General features: G+C 59.0%; 23 protein-coding genes. 16 read left to right on the forward strand and 7 right to left on the reverse strand.

Annotation, left to right across the window (positions count from 1 at the left end; translation table 11 throughout):
- Positions 1-57: 57 nt before the first annotated feature.
- Positions 58-708, forward strand: a complete 651-nt coding sequence (erdR, locus tag PSTU_RS0117735) for a response regulator transcription factor ErdR (RefSeq protein ID WP_019342358.1) — start codon at positions 58-60, stop codon at positions 706-708.
- A 49-nt stretch (positions 709-757) separates the two neighbouring features.
- On the opposite strand, the gene PSTU_RS0117740 is transcribed toward erdR, so the two are convergent.
- Complete coding sequence (locus PSTU_RS0117740; protein ID WP_019342359.1) at positions 758-1,684, reverse strand: LysR family transcriptional regulator; 927 nt, start codon at positions 1,682-1,684, stop codon at positions 758-760.
- 109 nt (positions 1,685-1,793) lie between these two features.
- Between PSTU_RS0117740 and fpr the strand changes: the two genes are divergently transcribed.
- The gene (gene fpr, locus PSTU_RS0117745; protein WP_019342360.1) at positions 1,794-2,570 is read left to right on the forward strand and encodes a ferredoxin-NADP reductase; all 777 of its coding nucleotides are present in this window, start codon (positions 1,794-1,796) and stop codon (positions 2,568-2,570) included.
- Positions 2,571-2,634: 64 nt separating this feature from the next.
- Here the strand turns inward: fpr and PSTU_RS0117750 are convergent, their stop codons facing one another.
- Positions 2,635-3,120, reverse strand: coding sequence for a YchJ family protein (locus PSTU_RS0117750; protein ID WP_019342361.1), 486 nt, complete (start codon positions 3,118-3,120; stop codon positions 2,635-2,637).
- Positions 3,121-3,126: 6 nt separating this feature from the next.
- Positions 3,127-3,624 carry a DUF6231 family protein gene (locus tag PSTU_RS0117755; RefSeq protein ID WP_019342362.1) on the reverse strand — a complete coding sequence of 166 codons (498 nt, stop codon included), beginning with the start codon at positions 3,622-3,624 and terminating at the stop codon, positions 3,127-3,129.
- 210 nt (positions 3,625-3,834) lie between these two features.
- Between PSTU_RS0117755 and PSTU_RS22195 the strand changes: the two genes are divergently transcribed.
- Entirely contained in the window at positions 3,835-4,437 is a 603-nt protein-coding gene (locus PSTU_RS22195; RefSeq protein ID WP_019342363.1) for an OmpA family protein, read from the forward strand.
- Positions 4,438-4,584: 147 nt separating this feature from the next.
- Here the strand turns inward: PSTU_RS22195 and PSTU_RS0117765 are convergent, their stop codons facing one another.
- Entirely contained in the window at positions 4,585-5,049 is a 465-nt protein-coding gene (locus PSTU_RS0117765) for a CopD family protein (protein ID WP_019342364.1), read from the reverse strand.
- A gap of 86 nt (positions 5,050-5,135) precedes the next feature.
- Between PSTU_RS0117765 and dinG the strand changes: the two genes are divergently transcribed.
- From dinG to pdxH, 4 genes are all read left to right on the forward strand, one after another.
- Positions 5,136-7,280, forward strand: coding sequence for an ATP-dependent DNA helicase DinG (gene dinG, locus PSTU_RS0117770; protein WP_019342365.1), 2,145 nt, complete (start codon positions 5,136-5,138; stop codon positions 7,278-7,280).
- Between the two features lie 141 nt (positions 7,281-7,421).
- Positions 7,422-8,570, forward strand: coding sequence for an EstA family serine hydrolase (locus tag PSTU_RS0117775; RefSeq protein ID WP_019342366.1), 1,149 nt, complete (start codon positions 7,422-7,424; stop codon positions 8,568-8,570).
- Positions 8,571-8,706: 136 nt separating this feature from the next.
- A complete protein-coding gene (locus tag PSTU_RS0117780) occupies positions 8,707-9,336 on the forward strand; it encodes an OmpA family protein (protein WP_019342367.1) in 630 nt (209 codons plus the stop codon).
- A 117-nt stretch (positions 9,337-9,453) separates the two neighbouring features.
- Complete coding sequence (gene pdxH, locus PSTU_RS0117785) at positions 9,454-10,101, forward strand: pyridoxamine 5'-phosphate oxidase (RefSeq protein WP_019342368.1); 648 nt, start codon at positions 9,454-9,456, stop codon at positions 10,099-10,101.
- A 45-nt stretch (positions 10,102-10,146) separates the two neighbouring features.
- Here the strand turns inward: pdxH and PSTU_RS0117790 are convergent, their stop codons facing one another.
- The gene (locus PSTU_RS0117790) at positions 10,147-10,383 is read right to left on the reverse strand and encodes a hypothetical protein (protein ID WP_019342369.1); all 237 of its coding nucleotides are present in this window, start codon (positions 10,381-10,383) and stop codon (positions 10,147-10,149) included.
- A gap of 179 nt (positions 10,384-10,562) precedes the next feature.
- Between PSTU_RS0117790 and PSTU_RS0117795 the strand changes: the two genes are divergently transcribed.
- The 7 genes from PSTU_RS0117795 to PSTU_RS0117825 all read left to right on the forward strand — a co-directional run bounded on the left by PSTU_RS0117795 (position 10,563) and on the right by PSTU_RS0117825 (position 17,033).
- The gene (locus PSTU_RS0117795; protein WP_019342370.1) at positions 10,563-11,024 is read left to right on the forward strand and encodes a glycine zipper 2TM domain-containing protein; all 462 of its coding nucleotides are present in this window, start codon (positions 10,563-10,565) and stop codon (positions 11,022-11,024) included.
- A gap of 298 nt (positions 11,025-11,322) precedes the next feature.
- Entirely contained in the window at positions 11,323-14,115 is a 2,793-nt protein-coding gene (locus PSTU_RS0117800; RefSeq protein ID WP_019342371.1) for a monovalent cation/H+ antiporter subunit A, read from the forward strand.
- Complete coding sequence (locus tag PSTU_RS0117805) at positions 14,115-14,444, forward strand: Na+/H+ antiporter subunit C (protein ID WP_019342372.1); 330 nt, start codon at positions 14,115-14,117, stop codon at positions 14,442-14,444. The genes PSTU_RS0117800 and PSTU_RS0117805 overlap by 1 nt, the downstream gene beginning before the upstream one ends.
- Complete coding sequence (locus PSTU_RS0117810; RefSeq protein WP_019342373.1) at positions 14,441-15,943, forward strand: monovalent cation/H+ antiporter subunit D; 1,503 nt, start codon at positions 14,441-14,443, stop codon at positions 15,941-15,943. Before PSTU_RS0117805 ends, PSTU_RS0117810 begins: the two co-directional genes overlap by 4 nt.
- The gene (locus PSTU_RS0117815; protein WP_019342374.1) at positions 15,940-16,440 is read left to right on the forward strand and encodes a Na+/H+ antiporter subunit E; all 501 of its coding nucleotides are present in this window, start codon (positions 15,940-15,942) and stop codon (positions 16,438-16,440) included. The genes PSTU_RS0117810 and PSTU_RS0117815 overlap by 4 nt, the downstream gene beginning before the upstream one ends.
- Positions 16,425-16,694, forward strand: a complete 270-nt coding sequence (locus PSTU_RS0117820) for a K+/H+ antiporter subunit F (RefSeq protein ID WP_019342375.1) — start codon at positions 16,425-16,427, stop codon at positions 16,692-16,694. The genes PSTU_RS0117815 and PSTU_RS0117820 overlap by 16 nt, the downstream gene beginning before the upstream one ends.
- Positions 16,695-16,703: 9 nt before the next feature.
- Positions 16,704-17,033 (forward strand): Na+/H+ antiporter subunit G, encoded by a 330-nt coding sequence (locus tag PSTU_RS0117825; RefSeq protein WP_019342376.1) that lies wholly within the window; start codon positions 16,704-16,706, stop codon positions 17,031-17,033.
- A gap of 54 nt (positions 17,034-17,087) precedes the next feature.
- On the opposite strand, the gene PSTU_RS0117830 is transcribed toward PSTU_RS0117825, so the two are convergent.
- On the reverse strand, positions 17,088-19,790 hold the full coding sequence (locus tag PSTU_RS0117830; RefSeq protein ID WP_019342377.1) for a [protein-PII] uridylyltransferase: 2,703 nt from the start codon (positions 19,788-19,790) through the stop codon (positions 17,088-17,090).
- A gap of 31 nt (positions 19,791-19,821) precedes the next feature.
- Positions 19,822-20,604, reverse strand: coding sequence for a type I methionyl aminopeptidase (gene map / locus PSTU_RS0117835; protein ID WP_019342378.1), 783 nt, complete (start codon positions 20,602-20,604; stop codon positions 19,822-19,824).
- Positions 20,605-20,908: 304 nt separating this feature from the next.
- Between map and rpsB the strand changes: the two genes are divergently transcribed.
- On the forward strand, positions 20,909-21,649 hold the full coding sequence (gene rpsB / locus PSTU_RS0117840) for a 30S ribosomal protein S2 (RefSeq protein ID WP_019342379.1): 741 nt from the start codon (positions 20,909-20,911) through the stop codon (positions 21,647-21,649).
- Between the two features lie 125 nt (positions 21,650-21,774).
- The gene (gene tsf / locus PSTU_RS0117845; RefSeq protein ID WP_019342380.1) at positions 21,775-22,644 is read left to right on the forward strand and encodes a translation elongation factor Ts; all 870 of its coding nucleotides are present in this window, start codon (positions 21,775-21,777) and stop codon (positions 22,642-22,644) included.
- The last annotated feature ends 95 nt before the right edge of the window (positions 22,645-22,739 follow it).

Here is a 22,739-nt window from a genome sequence, read left to right on the forward strand (position 1 = left end):
TGATGGTTAGCACTCGGCTCAGGCAGGTGAAGCGCCAATAAAAACTATAGGTCCGCCATGGCTGCTTACGAAATCCTTATCGCCGATGATCATCCGCTGTTTCGCAGCGCCCTGCAGCAAGCGCTGACGCTTGGTCTGGGCGATGACGTTCGGCTTTCCGAGGCGGCTAGCATTGCCGAGCTTGAAGCCCAACTGACCCGAACCTCCGACTGGGACCTGGTCTTGCTGGACCTGAACATGCCGGGCGCCTATGGATTCTCCGGGCTCGTGCTGCTCCGCGGTCAGTATCCCCAACTGCCCGTGGTCATGATCTCCGCTCAGGAAGACGCTGCGGTTGTTGCCCGTTCGCGCGAGTTTGGCGCCAGTGGTTTCATTCCCAAGTCCAGCTCACTCGAGACGATCCAGCAGGCTGTGCGGGTCGTGCTAGATGGCGATGTCTGGTGGCCTAGCAACATCGACGATGTGGCGCATGTCAGCGCTGAAGCCAAGGCCGCCAGCGAAGGGCTCGCGAGCCTTACGCCCCAGCAGTTTCGCGTGTTGACCATGGTATGCGACGGCCTGTTGAACAAGCAGATCGCCTATGAGCTCAGCGTTTCCGAGGCGACCATCAAGGCGCATGTGACTGCAATCTTCCGCAAGCTGGGTGTTCGCACCCGAACCCAGGCAGCACTGCTGTTGCAGCAGATGGGTTCGATTCCCAGCAGCTAACATCCGTTTCCGTCTGTTGGTGCCTCGTTAATCTCGGGCGGCTCAGGTGCTAGGCAATCGCCGGCAACACAATCTCGTCGCTCCGTCGGACGTCGGCCGTCAGTGCTCGGCATTGCTCGATGAACTCACGCATCGCGGCGGTCTGGTATTTCAACGAGTGCCAGATGAAATAGAACTGGCGGGCTAGGTCCAGCTCGGGTGTTTCCAGAGCGACCAAGCTGCCGCGGCGGAATGCGTCGCGCAGCGCCAGTCTTGAAATGCAGCCAATCCCCAGCCCGGATTCGACGGCTCGTTTGATCGCCTCGGTATGCTCCAGTTCGAGCCGAATGTTCAGCTTGGCAGGATGATGGCGCATGGCGTGGTCGAACGTCAGGCGAGTACCGGAGCCCTGTTCGCGGAGAATCCAGGCTTCACGCGCAAGCTGATCAAGGCTCACTTCCGAGTGCTCGGCTAGTGCGTGCTGAGGCGCGCAAAACACCACCAGTTCATCTTCGACCCAGGGTAATACTTCAATCTCCGGATGTTGGCAGTCGCCTTCGATCAGACCTAGATCAAGTTCATGTTGCGCAACCTGCTGGACAATATGCGCAGTGTTTTGAACGTGGAGCTTCACCCTGCATTCAGGATGCCGCTGCATAAAGCTGCCGATCAGAAGGGTCGCGAGGTAGTTGCCGATCGTCAGGGTGGCGCCCACGCTCAGCGAACCAAAGCCGGTTTTTCCAGCCAGTAGGTCTTCGATCGCTTTGGCCTGGTCGAGCAAGCCTACTGCCTGCGGTAACAGCTGGTGGCCCAGTGCGTTCAGCCACAGCCTTTTGCCCGCACGGTCGAACAGTTGGCAGCCCGACTGACGCTCCAGTTCAGCCAGTGATGTGCTGGTCGCCGACTGTGACAGGGCAAGGCTTGCGGCCGCGCGCGAAACACTTTCGTGCCGCGCGAAGGCGACGAACACTTGCAGCTGACGGAGTGTGAAATGCATATCTATATAACCGATAACATATATCGTAAATATTCGCTTAGCGGATATTAACCGGCCCGGTAAACTGCCAGCAATATTGACGCGCCACGCGCGCTAAAGGGAGCACCGCATGAGCAACCTGAACGTTGAGCGAGTCCTCAGTGTGCATCACTGGAACGACACGCTGTTCAGTTTCAAAACCACCCGCAGTCAGGGGCTGCGCTTTGAAAATGGCCAGTTCGTGATGATCGGGCTCGAGGTGGAAGGGCGACCCCTGATGCGTGCCTACAGCATCGCAAGCCCTAATTATGAAGAGCATCTGGAGTTCTTCAGCATCAAGGTTCCGGATGGTCCGCTGACGTCTCGCCTGCAACACCTAAAGGAAGGTGATTCCTTGATGGTCAGTCGCAAGCCGACTGGCACGCTGGTGCTGGACGACCTGCTACCTGCCAAGCATCTGTACCTATTGAGCACAGGAACCGGTCTGGCGCCTTTCATGAGCGTGATTCAGGATCCCGAGACCTACGAGCGCTTCGAGAAGGTGATCCTGGTACACGGGGTTCGTTACGTAAATGAAGTTGCCTACCGCGAATTCATCACCGAACACCTGCCGCAGAACGAGTTCTTCGGCGAAGCCTTGAAAGAGAAGCTGATCTACTACCCCACCGTTACGCGCGAACCATTCGAAAATCAGGGTCGCTTGACTGATCTGATGCGCAGCGGCAAGTTGTTTGCGGATATCGGCCTGCCGCCGATCAATCCGGAAGATGATCGCGCAATGATCTGCGGCAGCCCGAGTATGCTGGCTGAAACCAGCGAAGTACTCGACAGCTTTGGTCTCAAGGCATCGCCGCGGATGGGCGACCCCGGCCACTACCTGATCGAGCGAGCATTCGTCGAGAAATAACCGGTTGTTGACACCCCTTGGACCGGCTGCGCATTGCGTCAGCCGGTTTTTTTTTGCTCACTGCTTAGATGTAGATGGCGCAGCACTTCTTGTACTTTTGACCGCTGCCGCACGGGCAGGGGTCGTTGCGACCGGCCTTTAGCGGCGCGGTGGGATCGATGAAGTACCAGCGTCCGTCGTGCTGAACGAACGCTGAACGCTCATGTTGAGCGTGCTCTCCAGCCCCGTCATGCCAGCGGGCGGTGAAGCTGACCAGCGCATGTTCCGGCTGGCCGCCAAGTACCTGGCTTTCCTCGACCTCCAGACCCAACCATGTGCTTTTCGCGCTCCACTCCCTCATGGACTCTAGGTCCAGCGCTTGCTGCTGTGCCGGTAAAGTGGTCGCTTGTAGGTAATCGATGGCCCCTACGACGTAGGCGCTGTAGCGCGAACGCATCAGGCGTTCCGCGCTGGGTGCGGATAACCCTCGGTGATACCGGCCGCAACATTCGGCATAGGGATCGCCGCTGCCACAGGGGCAGTTGGCGTCCGTTCTCTGATCGTCAGTCATCCGCGGTTACCACCAGTACTTGCCGAACATTTGTGGATTGGCCCAGTACTTGGCATTGAGCCAGTCTGGAACCTGCTTGTAATCAAACAGGTCGTAGGTGAAGAGGGTCACCGTTTGGTTGCCTCGTTCGAAACGCGCGCCGACCTGTAATGCCAGGGAGTAGAAGTCTGTTGCCTGCCAGTCGGACGCATTCAGATCGACCAGAACCGCCATGCGGCTGGTATTGAGATTGCGAATGCCGCCGAGTAACTGCAGGCCGTCACGCTTCGAAAGATGCTCCAGACAGTCTGCGATTAGGGCCATATCGTAGCGCTGAGCGGCGAGCGCTGCAGACAGTGTGTCGGCTGGTGCGCGATCAATTTGGCAGTGCTGGTGGCTGCGGCTAAATGCCTCGATTGCCGGCAGTTCGCTACGGCCGACATGCAGCAGTCGGGCTGGACGGTGTTGTTCCAGCAACGCGGCCAGAGCTTGTTGCGGCGTCTGCGATGAACGGGATGCGGTCAAGCCGGGATTCCTCGATATCAGGCGTAGCGGAATGCGGACATTGCAATCCGCGGCGCCTGTAAAAGTAGAAAGACTAGCGCGCTGGCGTCTGCCGTCCTAGTCTCGATGTAACTGGAGCCGCTTATGCTATAGCGCATAACGCTCTGGCCGATCCCACATTAGGAGGCTTTAACGATGAGTAGCTTACGGACAGCAGTACCCGTGATTGTGATGACCACCTTTCTGGCCGGCTGCGCAGGGGTGCAGAAGCAGGATTGGCCCAGTTGTGCTGCTGTCGGCGGTGTAACCGGTGCCGCGCTGGGCGCGATAGAAAGCAGTACCTACGCAGGCTACGGCGCATTGATCGGCGGCGGCATGGCCGCAGCCTACTGCTGGGCCAATGGCACCGAGCAGGAGACGGTTGCCGTTGTTGAAACTGTTGAACCTGCTCCGATGGCAGAACCGGAGCCCGAGCCAGTGCTGGAAGCAGTACGGGTTGAGCTGGACGTAAAATTCGATTTTGACAAGGCTACCGTCCGAGAGGACGCCTACGACGATATCGAAGTGCTTGCTGACTTCATGAAGCAGTACGACCAGACTTCGACGACTGTAGAGGGCCACACCGACTCTATTGGTACCGATGCCTACAACCAGCGTCTGTCTACGCAACGTGCCCAGGCCGTTCGCGATGCATTGGTCAACCGCTACGGTGTCGAAGCCAACCGTCTTGAGGCGGTGGGTTACGGTGAGTCACGTCCGGTCGCTGATAACTCGACTGATCTGGGTCGAGCCATCAACCGCCGTGTTGAGGCTTCGGTCGAAGCGCGTCCGTAACGAGAACTATGCAAAAGCCGGGTGCACCTAGGCTGACGAACATATTGCGATGGAAAGGTCGGGCTGCATCGATGCAGCCTGGCCTGCGGTCGTTATGTTCATTCGCCGTTGGATACCCGGTTTTTTGTACTCCAACTAAAATTGAAATCAGAACAGTGGGCGCGCACTCGCCAGCGCCACCACAGCCAGGCCCAACAGTAGGTTGATGCCGACCAGCCGGCGGATTCTTCCCAGCACCGCGCCACCTTCTTGCCATTTCTCATCGGCGATTGCGCGCTTGAGCTCGGGTAGCTGCAGCAGCTGGATGCGTAGGAACAGGGCGAGCATGACCAGAAACACACCACTCATGATGTGCACGTAGCGGGGCGCAGCCTCCAGCCCATCGAAGCGCATGTGCCACATGCCAATACCGCTGATCGGCAACACCACTATCGTGACCCAGACCCAGTTGAAGAACCGGCGAAAAACCTCTGCCCAGAGTTTCAACCGCTCTGGTGCCTGCAGCTGGGAAACAGCGGCAGGGCGCAGCACCATCCAGGCGAAGAACATGCCTCCCACCCAGATCACTGCAGCCAGTACATGAAGTGAATAGAGCCCTGCGAATGCGGTCATGGGAAATCTCCGGTGGCGGTTGAGGAAACGCGCGTTATCATAGCGACCCTCCAGAAATACTGAAAATATATACAGCATCCGCGCCCATGCTCAGCACTGAACTCAAGTCCCAGATCCAGGGCGCCTATTCCCAGTTTCTAGAAGCCAAAGGCTTAAAGCCCCGTTACGGCCAGCGTCTAATGATCGCCGAGGTGGCGAAGGTCCTAGGCGCGATAAAGGCCGACGACGAGGGACGGCGCGATGGACAGCCTGCAGTGGTTGCGGTCGAAGCCGGCACCGGCACCGGCAAGACGGTCGCCTATAGCCTGGCTGCCATTCCGACGGCCAAAGCGGCGGGCAAGCGCTTGGTGATCGCAACGGCTACGGTCGCGTTGCAAGAACAGATCGTGCACAAGGATCTGCCGGATCTGATGCGCAACAGCGGGCTGAGCTTTTCCTTTGCCCTGGCCAAGGGGCGCGGTCGTTATTTATGCCTGTCCAAACTCGATGCGCTGCTGCAGGAAGGCCAAGCGCAGAGCGCAACCGCCCAGCTATTTGAAGAAGAGGGTTTTCGCATCGATGTGGACGAGCGCAGCGAGAAGCTGTTCGGCAGCATGATCGAGAAGCTGGCAGGCAACCGTTGGGATGGTGATCGTGACACCTGGGCTGAAGAGTTGGCCGACCCTGACTGGGCGCGTCTAACCACTGATCACAGCCAGTGCACCGGCCGTCATTGCCCCAACTTCCAGCAGTGTGCCTTTTACAAAGCGCGCGAAGGCATGACGAAGGTCGACGTCATCGTCACCAATCATGACATGGTGCTTGCAGACCTCGCGTTGGGCGGTGGGGCGGTACTGCCCGATCCGCGCGACACACTTTATGTGTTTGACGAAGGCCATCATCTGCCTGACAAGGCGATTGGGCATTTCGCCCATTTCACCCGTCTGCGTTCCACTGCCGACTGGCTTGCCCAAGTCGACAAGAATCTGACCAAGCTGCTCGCACAGCATCCTTTGCCGGGCGACCTCGGCCGGCTGATCGAGGCGGTTCCTGAAATCGCCCGAGACCTGCGTAGCCAGCAGCAATTCATGTTCAGTGCCTGCGAACAGCTCGCTGACTTCCGAGCCGGCGAAGACATGGAGGGCCGCGAGCGGCCTCGCCATCGTTTCGTCGGTGGCGTGGTCCCGGAGCATCTGATCGAGCTGGGTATTGAGCTAAAAAAGGGCTTCGCCAAGCTGAACGATCTGTTCACGCGGCTGACCGAGTTACTCAAGGAGGCGATGGATGGCGAAGCGGGTGTCGGCATCGCCAGCCACCAGGCCGAAGAGTGGTATCCACTGTTCGGTAGTCTGCTGACGCGTGCGCAGGGCAATTGGGAACTGTGGACGGCTTTCACCGCCGATGATCCAGAGGACAGCCCGCCGATGGCGCGCTGGCTGACATTGGCTGAAGGCGGCGCGCTGTTCGATATCGAGGTCAACGCCAGCCCGATCCTGGCTGCCGAGACGTTGCGCCGTAACCTGTGGAACGTCTGCTACGGCGCACTGGTGACTTCGGCCACGCTCACCGCACTGAACAGTTTCGATCGTTATCGCATGCGCGCCGGGTTGCCGCGTTGTGCGGTTACCGCGGTGGTGCCGAGCCCGTTCCATCACGCCGATGCTGGCGTGCTAAGGGTACCCGATCTCAAGGCCGATCCGCGTGATGCGGCTGGGCATACAGCGGCGATAGTGCGAGATCTGCCAGAGTTGGTGAAGGCTTCGCGCGGCACGCTGGTGCTTTTTTCGTCACGCAAGCAGATGCAGGACGTGTTCGACGGGCTGGAGCGTGACTGGCGCCGGCGGGTGCTCATACAGGGCAATCTGTCCAAGCAGGAAACGCTGAACAAGCACAAGGCACGCGTGGATGATGGTGAAAAAAGCGTGCTCTTCGGGCTTGCCAGTTTTGCGGAAGGTGTCGATCTTCCTGGCGCCTACTGTGAACACGTGGTGATTGCCAAGATTCCGTTCGCAGTACCCGATGACCCGGTCGAGGCGGCATTGGCCGAGTGGATTGAGGCGCGTGGCGGAAATCCGTTCATGGAAATCGCCGTCCCTGATGCCTCGTTGCGCCTTGTCCAGGCCTGCGGCAGGCTGCTGCGTACCGAGGAGGACCGAGGCACTATCACGCTGCTTGATCGCCGAGTCGTCACGCAGCGCTACGGGAAGGCCATTCTCAATGCGTTGCCGCCCTTCCGTCGAGAGATCGGTTAGCGACATGTCGGCCGTCTCGCGGGCAGCATGTACCGTTATTCAAATAACTGATTGTCTCTCTGGTGAACTCGGATCTGTTTGCTTGATTCGATGTGACTGGAACAATGCGCCGAACCCATAAGCCTGATAAGGAGCGCAAACGTGCAGATTCAGGGGTATTTCGATCTTCGTTTCGAGGCTGTTCGGGAGACATTCAGCGATCTGTTCGCGCAGACCCAACAGCGTGGCGCAGCGGTCTGTGTGAAGGTTGGTGGCGAAACCGTCGTCGATCTCTGGGCCGGTGTGGCGGATAACGCCGGTGAGCAGGCCTGGCAGAGCGACACGCTGGTCAATCTATTTTCCTGTACTAAAACGTTCACAGCGGTAGCTGCCCTGCAGCTCGTCGCAGAGGGCAAACTGCAGTTGGATGAGCCGGTCGCCCTCGTTTGGCCGGAATTCGGCGCAAACGGCAAACAGGGCATTACGCTACGCCAGCTGCTCAGCCATCAAGCTGGGCTGCCGGCTGTTCGTCAGCCACTGCCGCCGGAGGCTTTGTACGATTGGGACACGATGACTGCAGCGCTCGCAGCCGAAACACCTTGGTGGACGCCCGGTGATGGTCATGGTTATGCGGCGATTACCTATGGCTGGCTGCTTGGTGAGTTGATCCGTCGCGCCGACGGGCGTGAACCGGGCGAAGCAATAGTCGCACGCACCGCTCGACCTTTGAATCTGGATTTTCATATCGGCCTGGCCGACAGCGAGTTCGACCGGGTCGGCTATTTAACTCGGCAGAAAAACAACTTAGGCGACGCAGCCGCCCAGCGGGTCCTAAAAGCCTTGATGAGCGAGCCGCAGTCACTCACCGCTCGTGCCTTCACCAATCCGCCGTCGATCATGAACAGTGCCAATAAGCCGGAGTGGCGTCGAATGACCCAGCCCGCCGCCAACGGGCATGGCAATGCACGGTCTCTGGCAGGATTCTATGATGGCTTGTTGCGAGGGGAGCTACTCGATCACGCGCTGCTGGACGAGATGACGCGCGAGCACTGCCTCGGTGAAGATCGCACGCTGCTTACTCGCACTCGTTTCGGGCTGGGCTGCTGGCTAGACCAGCCGGACGTGGAGAACGCCACTTTCGGAATGGGGCCGGGCACCTTCGGCCACCCGGGGGCCGGTGGCTGCATCGGTTTTGCCGATCCCCAGCGCGATGTTGCCTTCGGCTATGTCACCAATACATTAGGCCCCTATGTTCTGATGGACCCGCGCGCGCAAGCGCTGACACGTGCCGTCAAGGCATGTGTGGGTTGAACCACTCGTCTGTTTGGCCGGAGGAGACTTTGCAGAACAAGGACCTGCGTCCACAATTTGAGACAAATCCTTGCTTAAGCTGCGTGCTTCATCCACGCGGTTTGTTTTCGCAACCCTCATCCATGGAAATTGGCTCATGAACCTGCTGAAAAGCGCTTCCCTTGTATTGTGTCTGGTCATCGCCGGCTGCAGCTCCAATGACGACAAGCCGGTAGAAGTGGTTGCTGAACCGAGCCCCGTGATTGATGCTGCCTGGCTGGATGGGTACGAACCGCGCCTTCGCGATGCGTTGAAGAACAGCCATTTCGAGCTTGAGCGCCGCGATGGCGTGTTGGTGGTCACTGCACCAGTCGATGGCTCCTTCAACCCCGACCGCCCTGGCATGCTGCTGCCTGTGACGCTTGGCCCGCTCAGCCGGGTGGCGAAATTGGTGGAAGGCGACGAGAAGACCGCCGTTGTCGTGGTAGGCCATGCTGACAGCACGGGGCCGACCGATCTCAATCGCGACATCAGCCGCCAGCGCGCCGGTGCCATTGCGGCGATTTTCCGGCTGAGTGGCCTAAAGCACGACCGGCTGCGTATTCGCGGGCTGGGTTCGGATATGCCGCGCGCCTCGAACGAGAATGAAGAAGGCCGTGCGCTGAACCGGCGCGTCGAGATGGTCCTGGCTCCACAACCGACCCTGCTGGCGCTGATTACCCAATACAGTGAGACCCCCGCCAAGCCGACGCAGGTGGCTGCGGCAGAAGTAAGCAAAGCCAAATAAGACGGGTGCTCGCGCCATTGGCTGATGAGGTGTTCGGTCTACTTTTGCCTTGAATCAAGCGGGGCAAGGCGCAGAGCCGTTAAGCTTTGGCTTCAACTGTTTTCCAGGAACACAGCGATGACCCAATCCTTGGCCGATATGCGTCGCGATTACACGCGTGACGGACTCAGTGAAGCGAACGCGCCGGCAGAGCCCTTCGAGCTCTTTCGTCAGTGGTTTCAGGATGCGGTGCAGACGGAGCAGCCACCGGTCGAGCCGAATGCCATGACCCTGGCCACAGTAGACGCCGAGGGTCGCCCGCATTGCCGCGTGCTGTTGCTCAAGGCACTGGATGAACGTGGCTTCACCTTTTTCAGCAACTATGACAGCGCGAAGGCCGAGCAACTGGAGGCATGTCCGTTCGCTGCGATGACGTTCTTCTGGCCAAGCCTGGAGCGCCAGGTACGGATTGAGGGGCGGGTCGAGAAGGTCAGTGTCGCGGAGTCGGATGCCTATTATCAGGTGCGTCCGCTGGGCAGCCGCCTTGGCGCCTGGGCTTCACCACAAAGCCATGTGATTCGCGATCGTGCCGAGCTGGAACGGCTTCTGGCCGAAACAGAACAGCGCTTTCTGGACCAGGCGCCGCATTGCCCTCCTCATTGGGGCGGCTACCGTTTGCTGCCGGAACGAATGGAGTTCTGGCAGGGTCGTCCCAGCCGCCTGCATGACCGTCTGAACTATCGGCGCGTCGCCAGTGACTGGCAGCGCGAACGTCTGGCGCCCTGACTCACGGGCTCAATATGATGAGAGGCCGCCTGCGGCCTCTTTTTTTTATGTCTCGTTATAGCGCGCCAGCTCGCTTTCCAGCCAGGCTTGCAGGTCCTTGCGTTTGACTCGCGCATCTTTCGCCGCCGAAAGGCGGCGCAATACCCACTCTCGCTTCTGCGGATCATCTCCTGCCAACGAAAGCGCCAGATCCCTGTCGGCCCAGCGTCTGAAGCGGATGAACAGCCAGGCATGGAAAACCAGCCCGGCTAGCGTGACGATGGTGATAATGAAATAGTCCATGAACGGTCTCTTGCAATGTCTTGAGCGAGCGCCCTGCATACGGGGCGGGATCGCCTCGGGTAAAGTAGGGTCCTAGTTGAATGAATGCTGAGTCAGGTCGAGGCGGTTGCCAAGCGTTTCATCGCCGCATGCGACTGGCCACGCGGTCGCGATCAAACTCGTTTCCCAGGAGATTTCCCATGCGCAACTCAATTTTCGTTGCTTCGTTCACGGTCGTGGCACTTGCCGTCGGTGGTTGCACCTCCAACCTTACCGGGGATAGCTATTCCCGCGACGAGGCGCGAACCGTCCAAACGGTTCGTTATGGCACGATCGAGTCATTGCGCCCGGTCAAGCTCGAAGGCACCAAGACCCCTATCGGTACCGGGGCAGGCGCAGTCGTGGGCGGTATCGCCGGCAGCGGGATAGGTGGAGGCCGTGGCAGTGCCGTTGCGGCGGTGATCGGCGCGCTGGCCGGCGGGATGCTCGGTTCGGCGGCAGAAGAGGGCATCACGCGTGCCCAAGGCGTTGAGATCACGGTACGTGAGGACGACGGCAACATGCGCGCCTATGTCCAGGAAGTGGAGCCGAATCAGGTTTTTCGCGTCGGCCAGCGTGTACGGATCATGACGGTTAATGGCACCAGCCGTATCGCACCCTGATACCGCTGGGTTTGGAAGGATGACAGTGCGCTCTAAGCAGAGGCTGTCGCGCCGCCAGTGAAGCGCAATCAGCGCTACAGACGGTTTTTCCGAGCGGCTTCAAAGACAGGGCGCAGCCTGAATGCCGGCTGGTACGGTGTTCCGGCTGCGCCTTTTGTTTTTCGAAATACTTGAATCCATGACGTTGCTGCGGCCCGTATGGATAATCGGCGCACACCGCCATGCCCCTTCGGGCTGAGAAATGGGCGATCAAGGGATATAACTGCCGTACCTATGCACGGCTCAAGGGGTTTTACACATGGCGCTTGCGCTGATCATCGCGTTGCCATTCCTGGGGATCTGCCTACCGTTGCTGTTTGAACGGTTCGGCCGGTCTGCCTGTGCATTCGGTGCCGGACTGGCCCCGTTGCTGGCGTTGGCGTTGCTATTGTCCAAGCGTGCCGCCGTGTTTGGCGGCGAGACGGAAGTCCAGGCCTTGTCCTGGCTTCCGGAGCTGGGGTTGAACCTTAGCCTGAGGCTGGATGGTCTGGGATTTCTCTTTGCATTGCTGATTCTCGGAATCGGCCTGCTCGTTATCCTGTATGCGCGTTATTACCTGTCGAAAACTGAGCCGATGGGGCGTTTTTTCAGCTTTTTCCTGCTGTTCATGGGCGCCATGCTCGGTGTGGTGCTGGCCGAAAACCTCCTGTTGATGCTGATGTTCTGGGAGCTGACCAGCCTTTCATCGTTTCTGCTGATCGGCTTTTGGAATCACCGCACCGATGCTCGGCAGGGCGCGCGCATGGCGCTTGCCGTCACCGGAGGCGGCGGGTTGGCGCTGCTGGCAGGTATCTTGCTAATTGGGCATATCGTTGGTAGTTACGAGCTAAGCATTGTTCTGGCATCGGGTGATCTGATTCGTGCCAGTGCCTTGTACCCGCTGACCTTGATTCTGGTTCTGCTGGGTGTGTTTACCAAGTCGGCGCAGTTTCCGTTTCACTTCTGGTTGCCACAGGCGATGGCGGCGCCCACCCCGGTGTCGGCTTTTTTGCACTCCGCGACCATGGTCAAGGCCGGTGTTTTTCTGCTGGCGCGGATGTATCCAGCCCTTTCGGATTCCGAATGGTGGTTCTACATGGTCAGCCTGACGGGGCTGGCGACCCTGCTGATCGGCGCAGTAATGGCGCTGTTCCAACATGACCTCAAAGGCTTGTTGGCCTATTCGACCATCAGCCATCTGGGCCTGATCACGCTGCTGTTTGGCCTTGATTCGCGTCTTGGACCGGTCGCGGCAATCTTCCATATCATCAATCACGCAACGTTCAAGGCTTCGTTGTTCATGGCCGCAGGGATCATTGATCACGAGACCGGAACGCGCGACATGCGGCGCATCAACGGCATGCTGAAATACATGCCGCACACGGCGGCTCTGGCGATGGTGGCGTCGCTGGCAATGGCGGGAGTGCCGCTGCTCAATGGCTTTCTCAGCAAGGAGATGTTTTTTGCCGAGACCCTCGACCAGCATTTGCTGGGGAGTTTCTACTGGACGATTCCGGCCCTGGCGACCCTGGCGAGTGCCTTTTCGGTCGCCTACTCGCTGCGCTTCGTGCATGACGTGTTTTTCAACGGCGAGCCGATCGACCTGCCCAAATACCCGCCGCATGAGCCGGCACGGTACATGAAGATCCCCGTCGAAATCCTGGTGTTGCTCTGTCTGCTGGTGGGTACGGTGCCTGCCTACACTGTCGCGCCGTTGTTGGCTGCGGCCGTCGCTGGCAGCCTGGGTGGTGACGTTCCTCAATACAGCCTGGCGATATGGCACGGCTTCAATCTGCCCTTGGCGATGAGCTTCGTTGCGCTGGGCGGGGGCGTCCTGATCTATTCGATGCGCAAATGGGCGTTTCGCTGGTATGAAGGGCTGCCGCGTGTTGACTCGCTGCAGGTATTCGCCCAGGTGGTCAGTGGCATTGCTGCAACGGCACGCTGGGTAACCGAGCGCATGGAGAACGGATCGCTACAGCGCTATCTGGCGCTGATGCTGGTCAGCTCGCTGCTGGTAGTTGTCTACGCATTGACCCCACTACAGGCGCTGCGCGGCGCTGTCCCGCTGACGCCGCTGGATGGCATCACCGTCGGGGGGATGCTGCTCCTTGGTCTGGCGTCGGTAATGACGGTGATCTTCCATCGCAGGCGTCTCATGGCGCTAATGGTGCTCAGCGTAGTCGGGTTGCTGGTAGCGCTGGTGTTCGCCCGCTATTCAGCGCCGGATCTGGCCTTGACTCAGATATCGGTCGAGGTGGTGACGATCATTCTGCTAATCCTGGCATTGTTTTTCATGCCTGACCGGACGCCGGTCGAGTCGAGCAGCCTGCGCAGTTTCCGCGATCTGATCATTGCTTCCGCATTTGGCACCATGGTGGCCTTGCTCGCCTATGCCGTACTGACTCGGCCATACGACAGCATTGCCTCGTTCTTTCTCGACAACAGCGTGTCCGGTGGCGGCGGCACCAACGTGGTCAACGTGATTCTGGTCGATTTCCGCGGCTTCGACACGCTGGGTGAGATCGCTGTGCTGGCAATCGCAGCAGTCGGGATCTACGGCCTGCTCCATGGATTGCATCTGCCACACCCGGTCCGGGATTACGGCGGCCGGCTTTGGTCGACCGACCGGCACCCGATGGTCCTCGATACGCTGTCGCGCGTGCTGTTGCCGATGGCATTGTTGGTCTCGGTGTTTATCTTCCTGCGGGGGCATAACCTGCCTGGTGGTGGCTTCATCGCTGGATTGATTACCGCGGTCGCTCTGATTTTGCAGTACATCTCCCATGGTGTGGTCTGGGCGCAGCAGCGCCAGCCGTTCAGCTATCACGGCGTGGCCGGGCTCGGTGTGCTGATTGCGGGTCTGACCGGCCTCGGCAGCTGGCTGTTCGGTCGGCCTTTCCTGACCTCGGCTTTTGGTCATTTTCATCTTCCGTTGATTGGCGACTTCGAACTCGCGACCGCGATGCTGTTCGATCTCGGTGTTTATCTGGCCGTGGTAGGGGCGACCCTGCTGATTCTTTCCAACCTCGGCCATGTCAGTCAGGACGAGTCGTGCAAGGAGGTGCTTTGATGGAAGTCGTGTTCGCGGTCACGCTGGGCGTAATGATGACGAGTGGCGTGTATCTGCTGCTACGTGCACGGATATTTCCGGTGGTCATGGGGCTGACGCTGATTTCATATGCAGTGAATCTGTTCATTTTTGCCATGGGGCGCCTTGCCACCGGAGTACCGGCAATCGTCGGAGCGAGCGCCGAGTACGGCGACCCGCTGCCACAGGCCTTGGTACTGACTGCGATTGTCATAGGCTTCGCCATGACGGCCTTCGTCGTGGTGCTGGCGCTTCGCGGGCTGGGTGAGTTGCGCACCGATCATGTGGACGGTCGGGAGCCGGGCAAATGAATCATGGGTTGATCATGCCGATCCTGCTGCCCTTGCTGGTCGGATGCAGTTTGCTGTTGATTCATCGCCAGGATGCAGCGCTTAAGCGCTTGCTATCAGTGACCGCCACCTGGTTGCTGGTGCCGCTGGCCTTCTGGCTGGTGTGGCAGGCGGATGCTGGCGAGCTGACCGTGTATCGTCTTGGCGACTGGCAACCGCCGTTCGGCATCATGCTGCTGCTTGATCGGTTAAGTGCCTTGATGCTGCTGGTGACTGCGGTGCTTGCGGGCTTCTGCGTGCTTTACGCTGCTCGTGGAGATGATGAGCGCGGGCCTAATTTCCATGCGCTGTTCCAGTTCCAGCTGGCGGGCATCAACGGTGCCTTTCTGACCGGTGATCTGTTCAACCTGTTCGTGTTCTTCGAGATCCTCTTGATCTCGTCCTATGCGCTCTTGCTTCATGGCCACGGCGCAAAGCGGGTGCAGTCAGGCATTCATTATGTCGTGCTGAACCTGCTGGGTTCGTCGTTGTTCCTGATCGGCGTCAGCATGCTTTATGGTCTGACCGGAACCTTGAACATGGCCGATCTGGCGGGGCGGGTCAGCGCGGCTGATCCGGCCGACGCGCCGCTTCTCGCTGCGGCGGGCTACTTGTTGCTGGTGGTTTTTGCGCTCAAGGGCGCAATCCTGCCGCTGTACTTCTGGCTGCCTCGCGCCTACGCCGCAGCGACTGCGCCTGTGGCGGCGCTGTTCGCAATCATGACCAAGCTTGGGCTCTACGCCATCGTACGGGTGTTCACGTTGATTTTCGGCAGCGAAGCGGGCGTATTGAGCAACATGGTGCTCGATTGGTTGTGGCCGCTCTCCATGCTCACCCTCATTGGTGGTGTCTTGGGCGCGCTGGCTGCACGCAATCTGCAGGTATTGCTGTCCTATCTGGTGGTGGTTTCGGTGGGTACTTTGCTGGCGGGTATTGCGCTGGGCTCAGAGGTGGGCCTCAGCGCGGCGCTGTATTACCTGGTGCACAGCACGCTGGTGTCCGGAGGGTTGTTCCTGCTGGCTGACATTATTGCTCGCCAGCGTGGCGATATGGCCTCCGAGCTGCTATCGGCGCCGGCGCTCAAGCAGCCTTTATTGCTGGGCGCGTTGTTTTTTGCCGGTGCGATTTCAGTCGCTGGGCTTCCACCTTTCTCAGGGTTCGTCGGCAAGGTGATGCTACTGCAGGCTGTTCCTCCCGGAGTCGACGCCGTGCTGCTGTGGCCAGTGGTTCTGGTGGGTGGGTTGGCGATGGTAATCGCGCTCAGCCGAGCCGGTAGCATGGTGTTTTGGCGACCAAGTGAGGCGGCCAGTGTGGGAAGACCGGCGGACCCTGTGCGCGTGACGGCAAGCTTCGGTTTGCTGCTTGGCAGCGTGCTGCTGGTGGTGGTGGCGCAGCCGATTCAGGCCTACATGCAGGCGACGGCGGCACAGTTGTTCGATCTGCAACCGTATCTGCACATCATTCGGGGAGGTGAGGCATGAAGTCACGCCTGCTTCCCAACCCCGCGCTCACCGTACTGCTTGCGCTGCTCTGGTTGCTGCTCAGTAATGCGCTAAGCGTGGGGCACTTGGTGCTTGGGCTGTTTCTTGGTTGGGCAATTCCTTTGCTGGTGCAGGGGTTCCTGCTCGATCTGCCGAAGGTTCGCCACCCGTTGAAACTCTGTCTGTTCATGCTCAAGGTCTTCTACGACATCGTCGTGGCCAACGTCCATGTGGCCAAGCTGGTGCTTGGCTCCAGGGACCAATTGCGGCCTGCGTTCGTCGAAGTGCCGATGGCAATCGAACATCCGTTTGTCCTCGCCGTGCTGACCAGCATTATCTCGCTAACCCCGGGAACCGTATCGGCGGCTCTGCGGCCTGGACACAAGACACTGCTGATTCACGCATTGGACGCGCCTGATGCGGACGCGCTGGTGGCCGAGGTGAAGAGCCGATACGAAACGCCGCTGCTGGAGATTTTCGAATGCTCGCTTACGTAATCCCGCTGTGCATGACGATCATAGGGATCGCAGCGATCCTAAATGTCGTGCGGCTGGTTCTGGGGCCCGATATGCCTGACCGGGTGTTGGCGCTCGACACGCTGTACATCAATGCGCTGGCCTTGATCGTCTTGTTCGGTATCTGGCTTGCGTCCGACCTGTTCTTCGAGGCTGCTCTGCTTATCGCCGTGATGGGCTTCGTCAGCACCGTGGCGGTGGGCAAGCACCTGTTGCACGGCGAAATCATTGACTAAGGAGGCTGCATGCCATTCTGGATAGAGCTGCTGGTGAGCGCGTTTCTGATCGTCGGTAGCGTGTTCGCGCTGGTTGGGGCGATTGGTTTGTATCGCCTTCCTGATTTCTTCACGCGATTGCATGGGCCGACCAAGGCAACCACGCTTGGGGTCGGCGGGATCATCGTCGCCTCAATGATCTTCTTCAGTAATCAGGGCAACGGCCTCAGCATCCATGAAGTGCTGATCACCCTGTTTCTATTTTTGACCGCGCCGGTCAGCGCCCATGTTCTGGCGAAGGCAGCCATGCAGCAGAGGCTGCCCTATACCGCCAAAACCCGCGGCAAACCCTGGGATTGAAGCGGACCTGCGGCGACGTTGCCGCCTCGTTGTCGAAGCGACCACGCAATTACCTTAGATGATGAAGCTGCTAGGGGAGGGCTGGTGCTCGTTGTCCTGAGTCAGCTGCTTGATCATCGCCTGTTGCAGCTGCATGCACAGCTGTGGATCGGACAATGGCTGGTTGTCGGCGTTGGTGACGAAGAATACGTCTTCGACGCGCTCACCGAGCGTGGCGATTTTGGCGTTTTGCACTGACAGATCGAAATCCAGGAATAGCTGGCCGATGCGCGCCAGTAGTCCGGGGCGGTCGGGGGCGACGACTTCGATGATCGTCTGCGGGCGCTGCATGTCGTTGTGAATGGTCACCTGCGGCGGAAACGCAAAGTGCTTGAGCTGCCGGGGTACGCGCTTCTGAATGATCGTCAGGTAGTCGTCCGGGTTACGCAGTGCATCGATCAGACCTTGGCGGATTTCTTCCGTACGCTCGGGGTCGTTGCCGATGGGGGTGCCGTCGGCATCCAGCACGATGTAGGTGTCCAGGGTGAACTGGCTGCTTGAGGTAATGATGCGGGCGTCGTGAATGTTCAGGTTCAACTGGTCCATGGCCGCCACGGTTACGGCGAAGAAGTCGTGCTGATCCGGCGCGTAGATGAAAATCTGAGTGCCGCCTTCAAAGTCACGCTGGGTGGTTTCCTTGATCAGGACCAGCGGGCCGCCGTCACTCGGGTGCTCGATGATGGCTTCGGTATGCCAGGCCACATCGACCGAGCTGTGGCGCATGAAGTAGTCATCACCGAGCTGCGACCATAGCTGCTCGGCGTCGTCCGGATCGGTGCCGTTGCGCACCAGATTGTCAAGCGCGGCGCGCTGAGTCTGGCGAATCTGCTCTTCGCGTCCTAGCGGGTTTTCCAAGCCACGTTTGAGTGCTCGTGTGGTTTCGGTGTGCAACTGACGCAGCAGGCTGGCCCGCCAGGAATTCCAGAGAGTCGGGTTGGTGGCGTTGATATCCGCCACTGTTAGCACATAGAGATAATCGAGATGAGTTTCGTCACCGACCAAATGGGCGAAGTCGTTGATCACCTGTGGGTCGGACAGGTCTTTGCGCTGCGCGGTGGTGGACATCACCAGGTGATTCTCCACCAGCCAGACCACCAGGCGGGTATCCCACGCGGGTAGCTTGTGGCGGGCGCAGAAGGCCTGAGCATCCACCGCGCCAAGCTCCGAATGATCGCCGCCGCGACCCTTGGCAATATCGTGGTAGAGCCCTGCAATGTAGATCAGCTCCGGCTTGGGTAGCTCTTCCACCAGTTTGCTGGCCAGTGGATATTTCTCGGCAACGCCGGGTTTGCTCAGTTTGCGCAGGTATTTGATGACATTGAGCGTATGGGCGTCGACCGTGTAGATATGAAAGAGGTCATGCTGCATCTGCCCGACGATATGGCCGAACTCGGGCAAATACCGTCCGAGAATGCCGTAACGATTCATCCGCCGCAGGTTGCGGTGGATGCCCTCCTTGCACTTGAACAATTCGATGAACAGGCTGGTGTTGCGTATGTCGCTGCGAAACTCATCGTCGATCAGATGCCGGTGGTCCCTTAGGAGCCGAATGGTCTCCGCCCTTACACCCTGAATGTCCGGGTGTTGGGCCAGCAGTACGAAGATTTCCAGGATCGCGAACGGCCTGCGCTTGAATACCGAATCATCGGCCACTTCCAAATAGCCATCGCGAACCAGAAAGCGGCTATTGAGCGGCACCGCATCACCGCCGTCGCCCTCCCAGAGGATGACTTCGGCGAAGTGTTGTCCGACCAGATCGCTTAGCTCTGAAATGCTCATCACGACGCGGTAGTACTTTTGCATGAAGCGCTCGATCGCCAGTTTGGCGTCGCTGTCTTCGTAGCCGAGGAGGGCGGCAAGGCTGCGCTGGTGGTCGAACAGCAAGCGATCTTCCGCACGGCCGGCCAGCATGTGCAGTCCGTAACGGACACGCCAGATGAACTCTTGCCCGGCCACCAGCAACGAGTGTTCGCCTTCGGTCAGGAACCCCTGATCGAGGATGGCGCTAAGGTTCAAGCTGCCGAACTGGCGCCGCGCTATCCACAGGATGGTCTGTATGTCACGCAGCCCGCCAGGCGAACCTTTGACGTTTGGCTCCAGGTTGTACTCGGTGTTGTTGTATTTGGAATGGCGCGCGGCCTGCTCGTTACGCTTGGCGAGAAAGAACTCCTTGCTCGGCCACATTTCCGAAGAGCTGGTGACCTTGAGCATGTTCTGACGCAGGCGTTCGGGACCGGCGATCGTGCGGCTTTCCATGAGGTTGGTAATCACGGTCAGGTCCGCCCGTGCCTCTTCTGCGCACTCCTGCACCGAGCGCACGCTCTGACCAACTTCGAGGCCGATGTCCCACAGCAGAGTCAGGAATTGCTCGATGGCGTCGCGGAAAATTTCTTGATCGTTGTTATCGAGCAGGATTAGCAGGTCGATGTCGGAATAAGGATGCAGTTCGCCGCGGCCATAGCCGCCCACGGCGACCAGCGCAATCTCTGCCTCGTTGTCCCAGTCGAAGCGGGCCCAGGCGGCGCGCAGGATCTGATCAACGAACCAGGCGCGGCCTTCGACCAGGCTACGGATATCCTGGCCGGCGAGGAAGCGCGCATCGAGCACCTCCCGCGCCTTGCGAATGACTTTCTTGAAGGCGGCGATGGGGCTGGCCTTGAGTGCCAGCTCAGCCTGGAACTGGCTGCGGTCGAACAATTCGGAATCAACCAGAGGCATACCGTCGCCCTCCATCAAAACGTCAAGAAACTCAGGGCGATGTGCGGGCTATCGTGTCATCGCTGCGCAGGGTGAAGATTTCGTAGCCATCTGCAGTGACCACAAGGGTGTGTTCCCACTGAGCGGAAAGCTTGCGGTCCTTGGTGATCGCCGTCCAGCCGTCACCAAGCAGGCGGGTTTCCGACCGGCCCTGGTTGATCATGGGCTCAATGGTGAAGGTCATGCCTTCCTTTAGCTCTAGCCCGGTCCCGGCTCGGCCGTAGTGCAGCACTTGGGGCTCCTCGTGGAAAACCTTGCCGATGCCATGCCCGCAATACTCGCGGACAACGGAGAAGCCGTTCTTCTCGGCATGCTTCTGAATCACTTCACCAATGTCGCCGAGGCGCGCTCCCGGGCGGACCACCTCGATCCCTTTATAAAGGCACTCTTGCGTCACCTTGCAGAGCCGCTCGGCCCACTCTGGCGCTTTGCCGACGGTGAACATACGGCTGGTATCGCCGTGGTAGCCATCCTTGATGACCGTGATGTCGATATTGAGGATGTCGCCGTCTTTGAGGGGTTTGTCGTTGGGGATGCCATGGCAAACGACGTGATTGATCGATGTGCAGATCGATTTTGGGAAGCCCTTGTAGTTGAGCGGGGCGGGTACAGCCTGTTGCACATTCACGATGTGCTCGTGGCAGATGCGGTCCAGTTCTTCGGTGGTGACGCCCGGCTTGATGTGCTCCGCGATCATTTCGAGCACCTCAGCAGCGAGGCGGCCGGCAATGCGCATTTTTTCGATGTCTTCAGGCGTCTTGATGGAAACAGTCATGCAATCCTCTTGGCGCCAAGAGGCGCGGGCGATATTGGGTACAAACTGCAAATGATAAACCAAAGAGGGCTCGGCCTGCAGACGGCCCCGGCGGCCAGGACAGTCAGTGGTAAGTCCCGGCACTACAATCAATACCAGATCCGCGCTAGCCTCCGATGCGTGCTTGTGCTATAAAACGCGCCGCTCTGCGGGACTACCTGCCGAGCCTGACCCCACACACGTGTCGACACGGTATCCTGGGTGCTCGCAAGAGTTGGATATCGGGACGCGTGGAGGCCTAACCCGACTTATCTGAGGAACTCTCATGTCTCAAGTCACTATGCGCGATATGCTGAAGGCCGGTGTGCACTTCGGCCACCAGACCCGTTACTGGAACCCGAAGATGAATAAGTACATCTTTGGCGCGCGTAACAAGATTCATATCATCAACCTTGAGAAAACCCTGCCGATGTTCAACGACGCGCTGCGTTTCGTTGAGAAGCTGGCTGCAGGCAAAAACAAGATTCTGTTCGTTGGTACCAAGCGTTCTGCTGGCAAGATCGTTCGCGAAGAGGCGGCTCGTTGTGGCTCGCCGTACGTCGATCATCGCTGGTTGGGCGGCATGCTGACCAACTACAAGACCATTCGTGCTTCGATCAAGCGTCTGCGTGAGCTGGAAACCCAGGCTCAGGACGGTACCTTCGAGAAGCTGACCAAGAAAGAAGCGCTGATGCGTACGCGCGATCTGGAGAAGCTGGATCGTAGCCTGGGCGGCATCAAGGACATGGGCGGTCTGCCGGACGCCATGTTCGTTGTTGACGTCGACCACGAGCGCATTGCTATCTCCGAAGCCAACAAGCTGGGTATCCCGGTTATCGGCATCGTTGATACCAACAGCAGTCCGGAAGGCGTCGACTACATCATCCCTGGTAACGATGATGCCATCCGTGCCGTGCAACTCTACCTGGGCTCCATGGCAGATGCTGTACTGCGTGGTCGTCAGAACAACGCTGGCGGTGCTGACGAGTTCGTTGAAGAGCCAGCCACCGAGGCTGCTCAAGGCTGAGCGCATCTGTCGCCTAGCTGATACCCGTTGAACAGAAAGGGGGCTATGCCCCCTTTTTGCCAATTCCAAATTGATCGCCCGAGTTGAGGGCATGATCGACAATCGAATCGAGAGGATTTGCGAACATGGCAGAGATCACTGCAGCCCTGGTTAAAGAACTGCGCGAGCGCACTGGCCAAGGCATGATGGATTGCAAAAAGGCGCTCACCGCCGCTGGTGGCGACATCGAGAAAGCAATTGATGATATGCGTGCCGCGGGTGCCATCAAGGCAGCCAAGAAAGCCGGCAATATTGCTGCTGAAGGTGCTATTGCGGTCAAGGTTGCCGATGACAACAAGCGTGCCGTGATTATCGAAGTCAACTCGCAAACCGACTTCCTGGCCCTGCAGGACGACTTCAAGAATTTCGTCAATAGCAGTGTCGAGAAAGCCTTCGCCGAGAAGATGACCGATGCCGCCCCGTTGATCGCCGCTCAGGAATCCAATCGTGAAGCGCTGGTTGCCAAGTGCGGCGAGAACGTCAATATCCGCCGTCTGACCACTGTCGAAGCTGATCTGGTCGGTTCCTATCTGCATGGCCACCGGATCGGTGTCCTGGTTGCGCTGAAGGGTGGTAGCGTTGAACTGGCGAAGGAAATCGCCATGCACGTCGCCGCTAGCAATCCTCAGTTCCTGGATCCATCGCAGGTTTCCGAGGAAGCTGTTGCAAAGGAAAAGGAAATCTTCCTGGCGCTGAACGAAGACAAGATCAAAGGCAAGCCGGCCGAAATCGTCGAGAAGATGGTTGCAGGCCGCATCAGCAAGTTTCTTGCTGAAGCCAGCCTGGTCGAGCAGGCCTTCGTCAAAGATCCTGACGTCAAGGTTGGTGAACTGGCGAAGAAGGCCGGTGCCGAAATCGTTTCCTTCGTTCGTTACGAAGTAGGTGAAGGCATCGAGCGCGCCGAGGTCGATTTTGCCGCTGAAGTCGCCGCTCAGGTAGCTGCAACCAAGCAATAAAACGCTTCTGCCGTCCCTCGAAGAGGCTGCCCGCTCACGCGCGCGGCCTCTTTGTCGGATTGGAGGGGCGGAATGTTTTTCGCCAATGCGACAGT

It is taken from the genome of Stutzerimonas stutzeri SDM-LAC (genome assembly GCF_000235745.1).
In the GTDB taxonomy this organism is placed as follows: Bacteria; Pseudomonadota; Gammaproteobacteria; order Pseudomonadales; family Pseudomonadaceae; genus Stutzerimonas; species Stutzerimonas stutzeri_H.

Coding starts and splice junctions, on each gene's coding strand:
- PSTU_RS0117815 (WP_019342374.1), top strand. CDS start 15,940: ATGAAGTCACGCCTGCTTCCCAACCCCGCGCTCACCGTACTGCTTGCG.
- pdxH (WP_019342368.1), top strand. CDS start 9,454: ATGACCCAATCCTTGGCCGATATGCGTCGCGATTACACGCGTGACGGA.
- PSTU_RS0117830 (WP_019342377.1), bottom strand. CDS start 19,790: ATGCCTCTGGTTGATTCCGAATTGTTCGACCGCAGCCAGTTCCAGGCT.
- PSTU_RS0117810 (WP_019342373.1), top strand. CDS start 14,441: ATGAATCATGGGTTGATCATGCCGATCCTGCTGCCCTTGCTGGTCGGA.
- PSTU_RS0117780 (WP_019342367.1), top strand. CDS start 8,707: ATGAACCTGCTGAAAAGCGCTTCCCTTGTATTGTGTCTGGTCATCGCC.
- map (WP_019342378.1), bottom strand. CDS start 20,604: ATGACTGTTTCCATCAAGACGCCTGAAGACATCGAAAAAATGCGCATT.
- erdR (WP_019342358.1), top strand. CDS start 58: ATGGCTGCTTACGAAATCCTTATCGCCGATGATCATCCGCTGTTTCGC.
- PSTU_RS0117795 (WP_019342370.1), top strand. CDS start 10,563: ATGCGCAACTCAATTTTCGTTGCTTCGTTCACGGTCGTGGCACTTGCC.
- PSTU_RS0117805 (WP_019342372.1), top strand. CDS start 14,115: ATGGAAGTCGTGTTCGCGGTCACGCTGGGCGTAATGATGACGAGTGGC.
- PSTU_RS0117800 (WP_019342371.1), top strand. CDS start 11,323: ATGGCGCTTGCGCTGATCATCGCGTTGCCATTCCTGGGGATCTGCCTA.
- PSTU_RS0117820 (WP_019342375.1), top strand. CDS start 16,425: ATGCTCGCTTACGTAATCCCGCTGTGCATGACGATCATAGGGATCGCA.
- rpsB (WP_019342379.1), top strand. CDS start 20,909: ATGTCTCAAGTCACTATGCGCGATATGCTGAAGGCCGGTGTGCACTTC.
- PSTU_RS0117765 (WP_019342364.1), bottom strand. CDS start 5,049: ATGACCGCATTCGCAGGGCTCTATTCACTTCATGTACTGGCTGCAGTG.
- PSTU_RS0117740 (WP_019342359.1), bottom strand. CDS start 1,684: ATGCATTTCACACTCCGTCAGCTGCAAGTGTTCGTCGCCTTCGCGCGG.
- PSTU_RS0117790 (WP_019342369.1), bottom strand. CDS start 10,383: ATGGACTATTTCATTATCACCATCGTCACGCTAGCCGGGCTGGTTTTC.
- tsf (WP_019342380.1), top strand. CDS start 21,775: ATGGCAGAGATCACTGCAGCCCTGGTTAAAGAACTGCGCGAGCGCACT.
- PSTU_RS22195 (WP_019342363.1), top strand. CDS start 3,835: ATGACCACCTTTCTGGCCGGCTGCGCAGGGGTGCAGAAGCAGGATTGG.
- PSTU_RS0117825 (WP_019342376.1), top strand. CDS start 16,704: ATGCCATTCTGGATAGAGCTGCTGGTGAGCGCGTTTCTGATCGTCGGT.
- dinG (WP_019342365.1), top strand. CDS start 5,136: ATGCTCAGCACTGAACTCAAGTCCCAGATCCAGGGCGCCTATTCCCAG.
- PSTU_RS0117750 (WP_019342361.1), bottom strand. CDS start 3,120: ATGACTGACGATCAGAGAACGGACGCCAACTGCCCCTGTGGCAGCGGC.
- fpr (WP_019342360.1), top strand. CDS start 1,794: ATGAGCAACCTGAACGTTGAGCGAGTCCTCAGTGTGCATCACTGGAAC.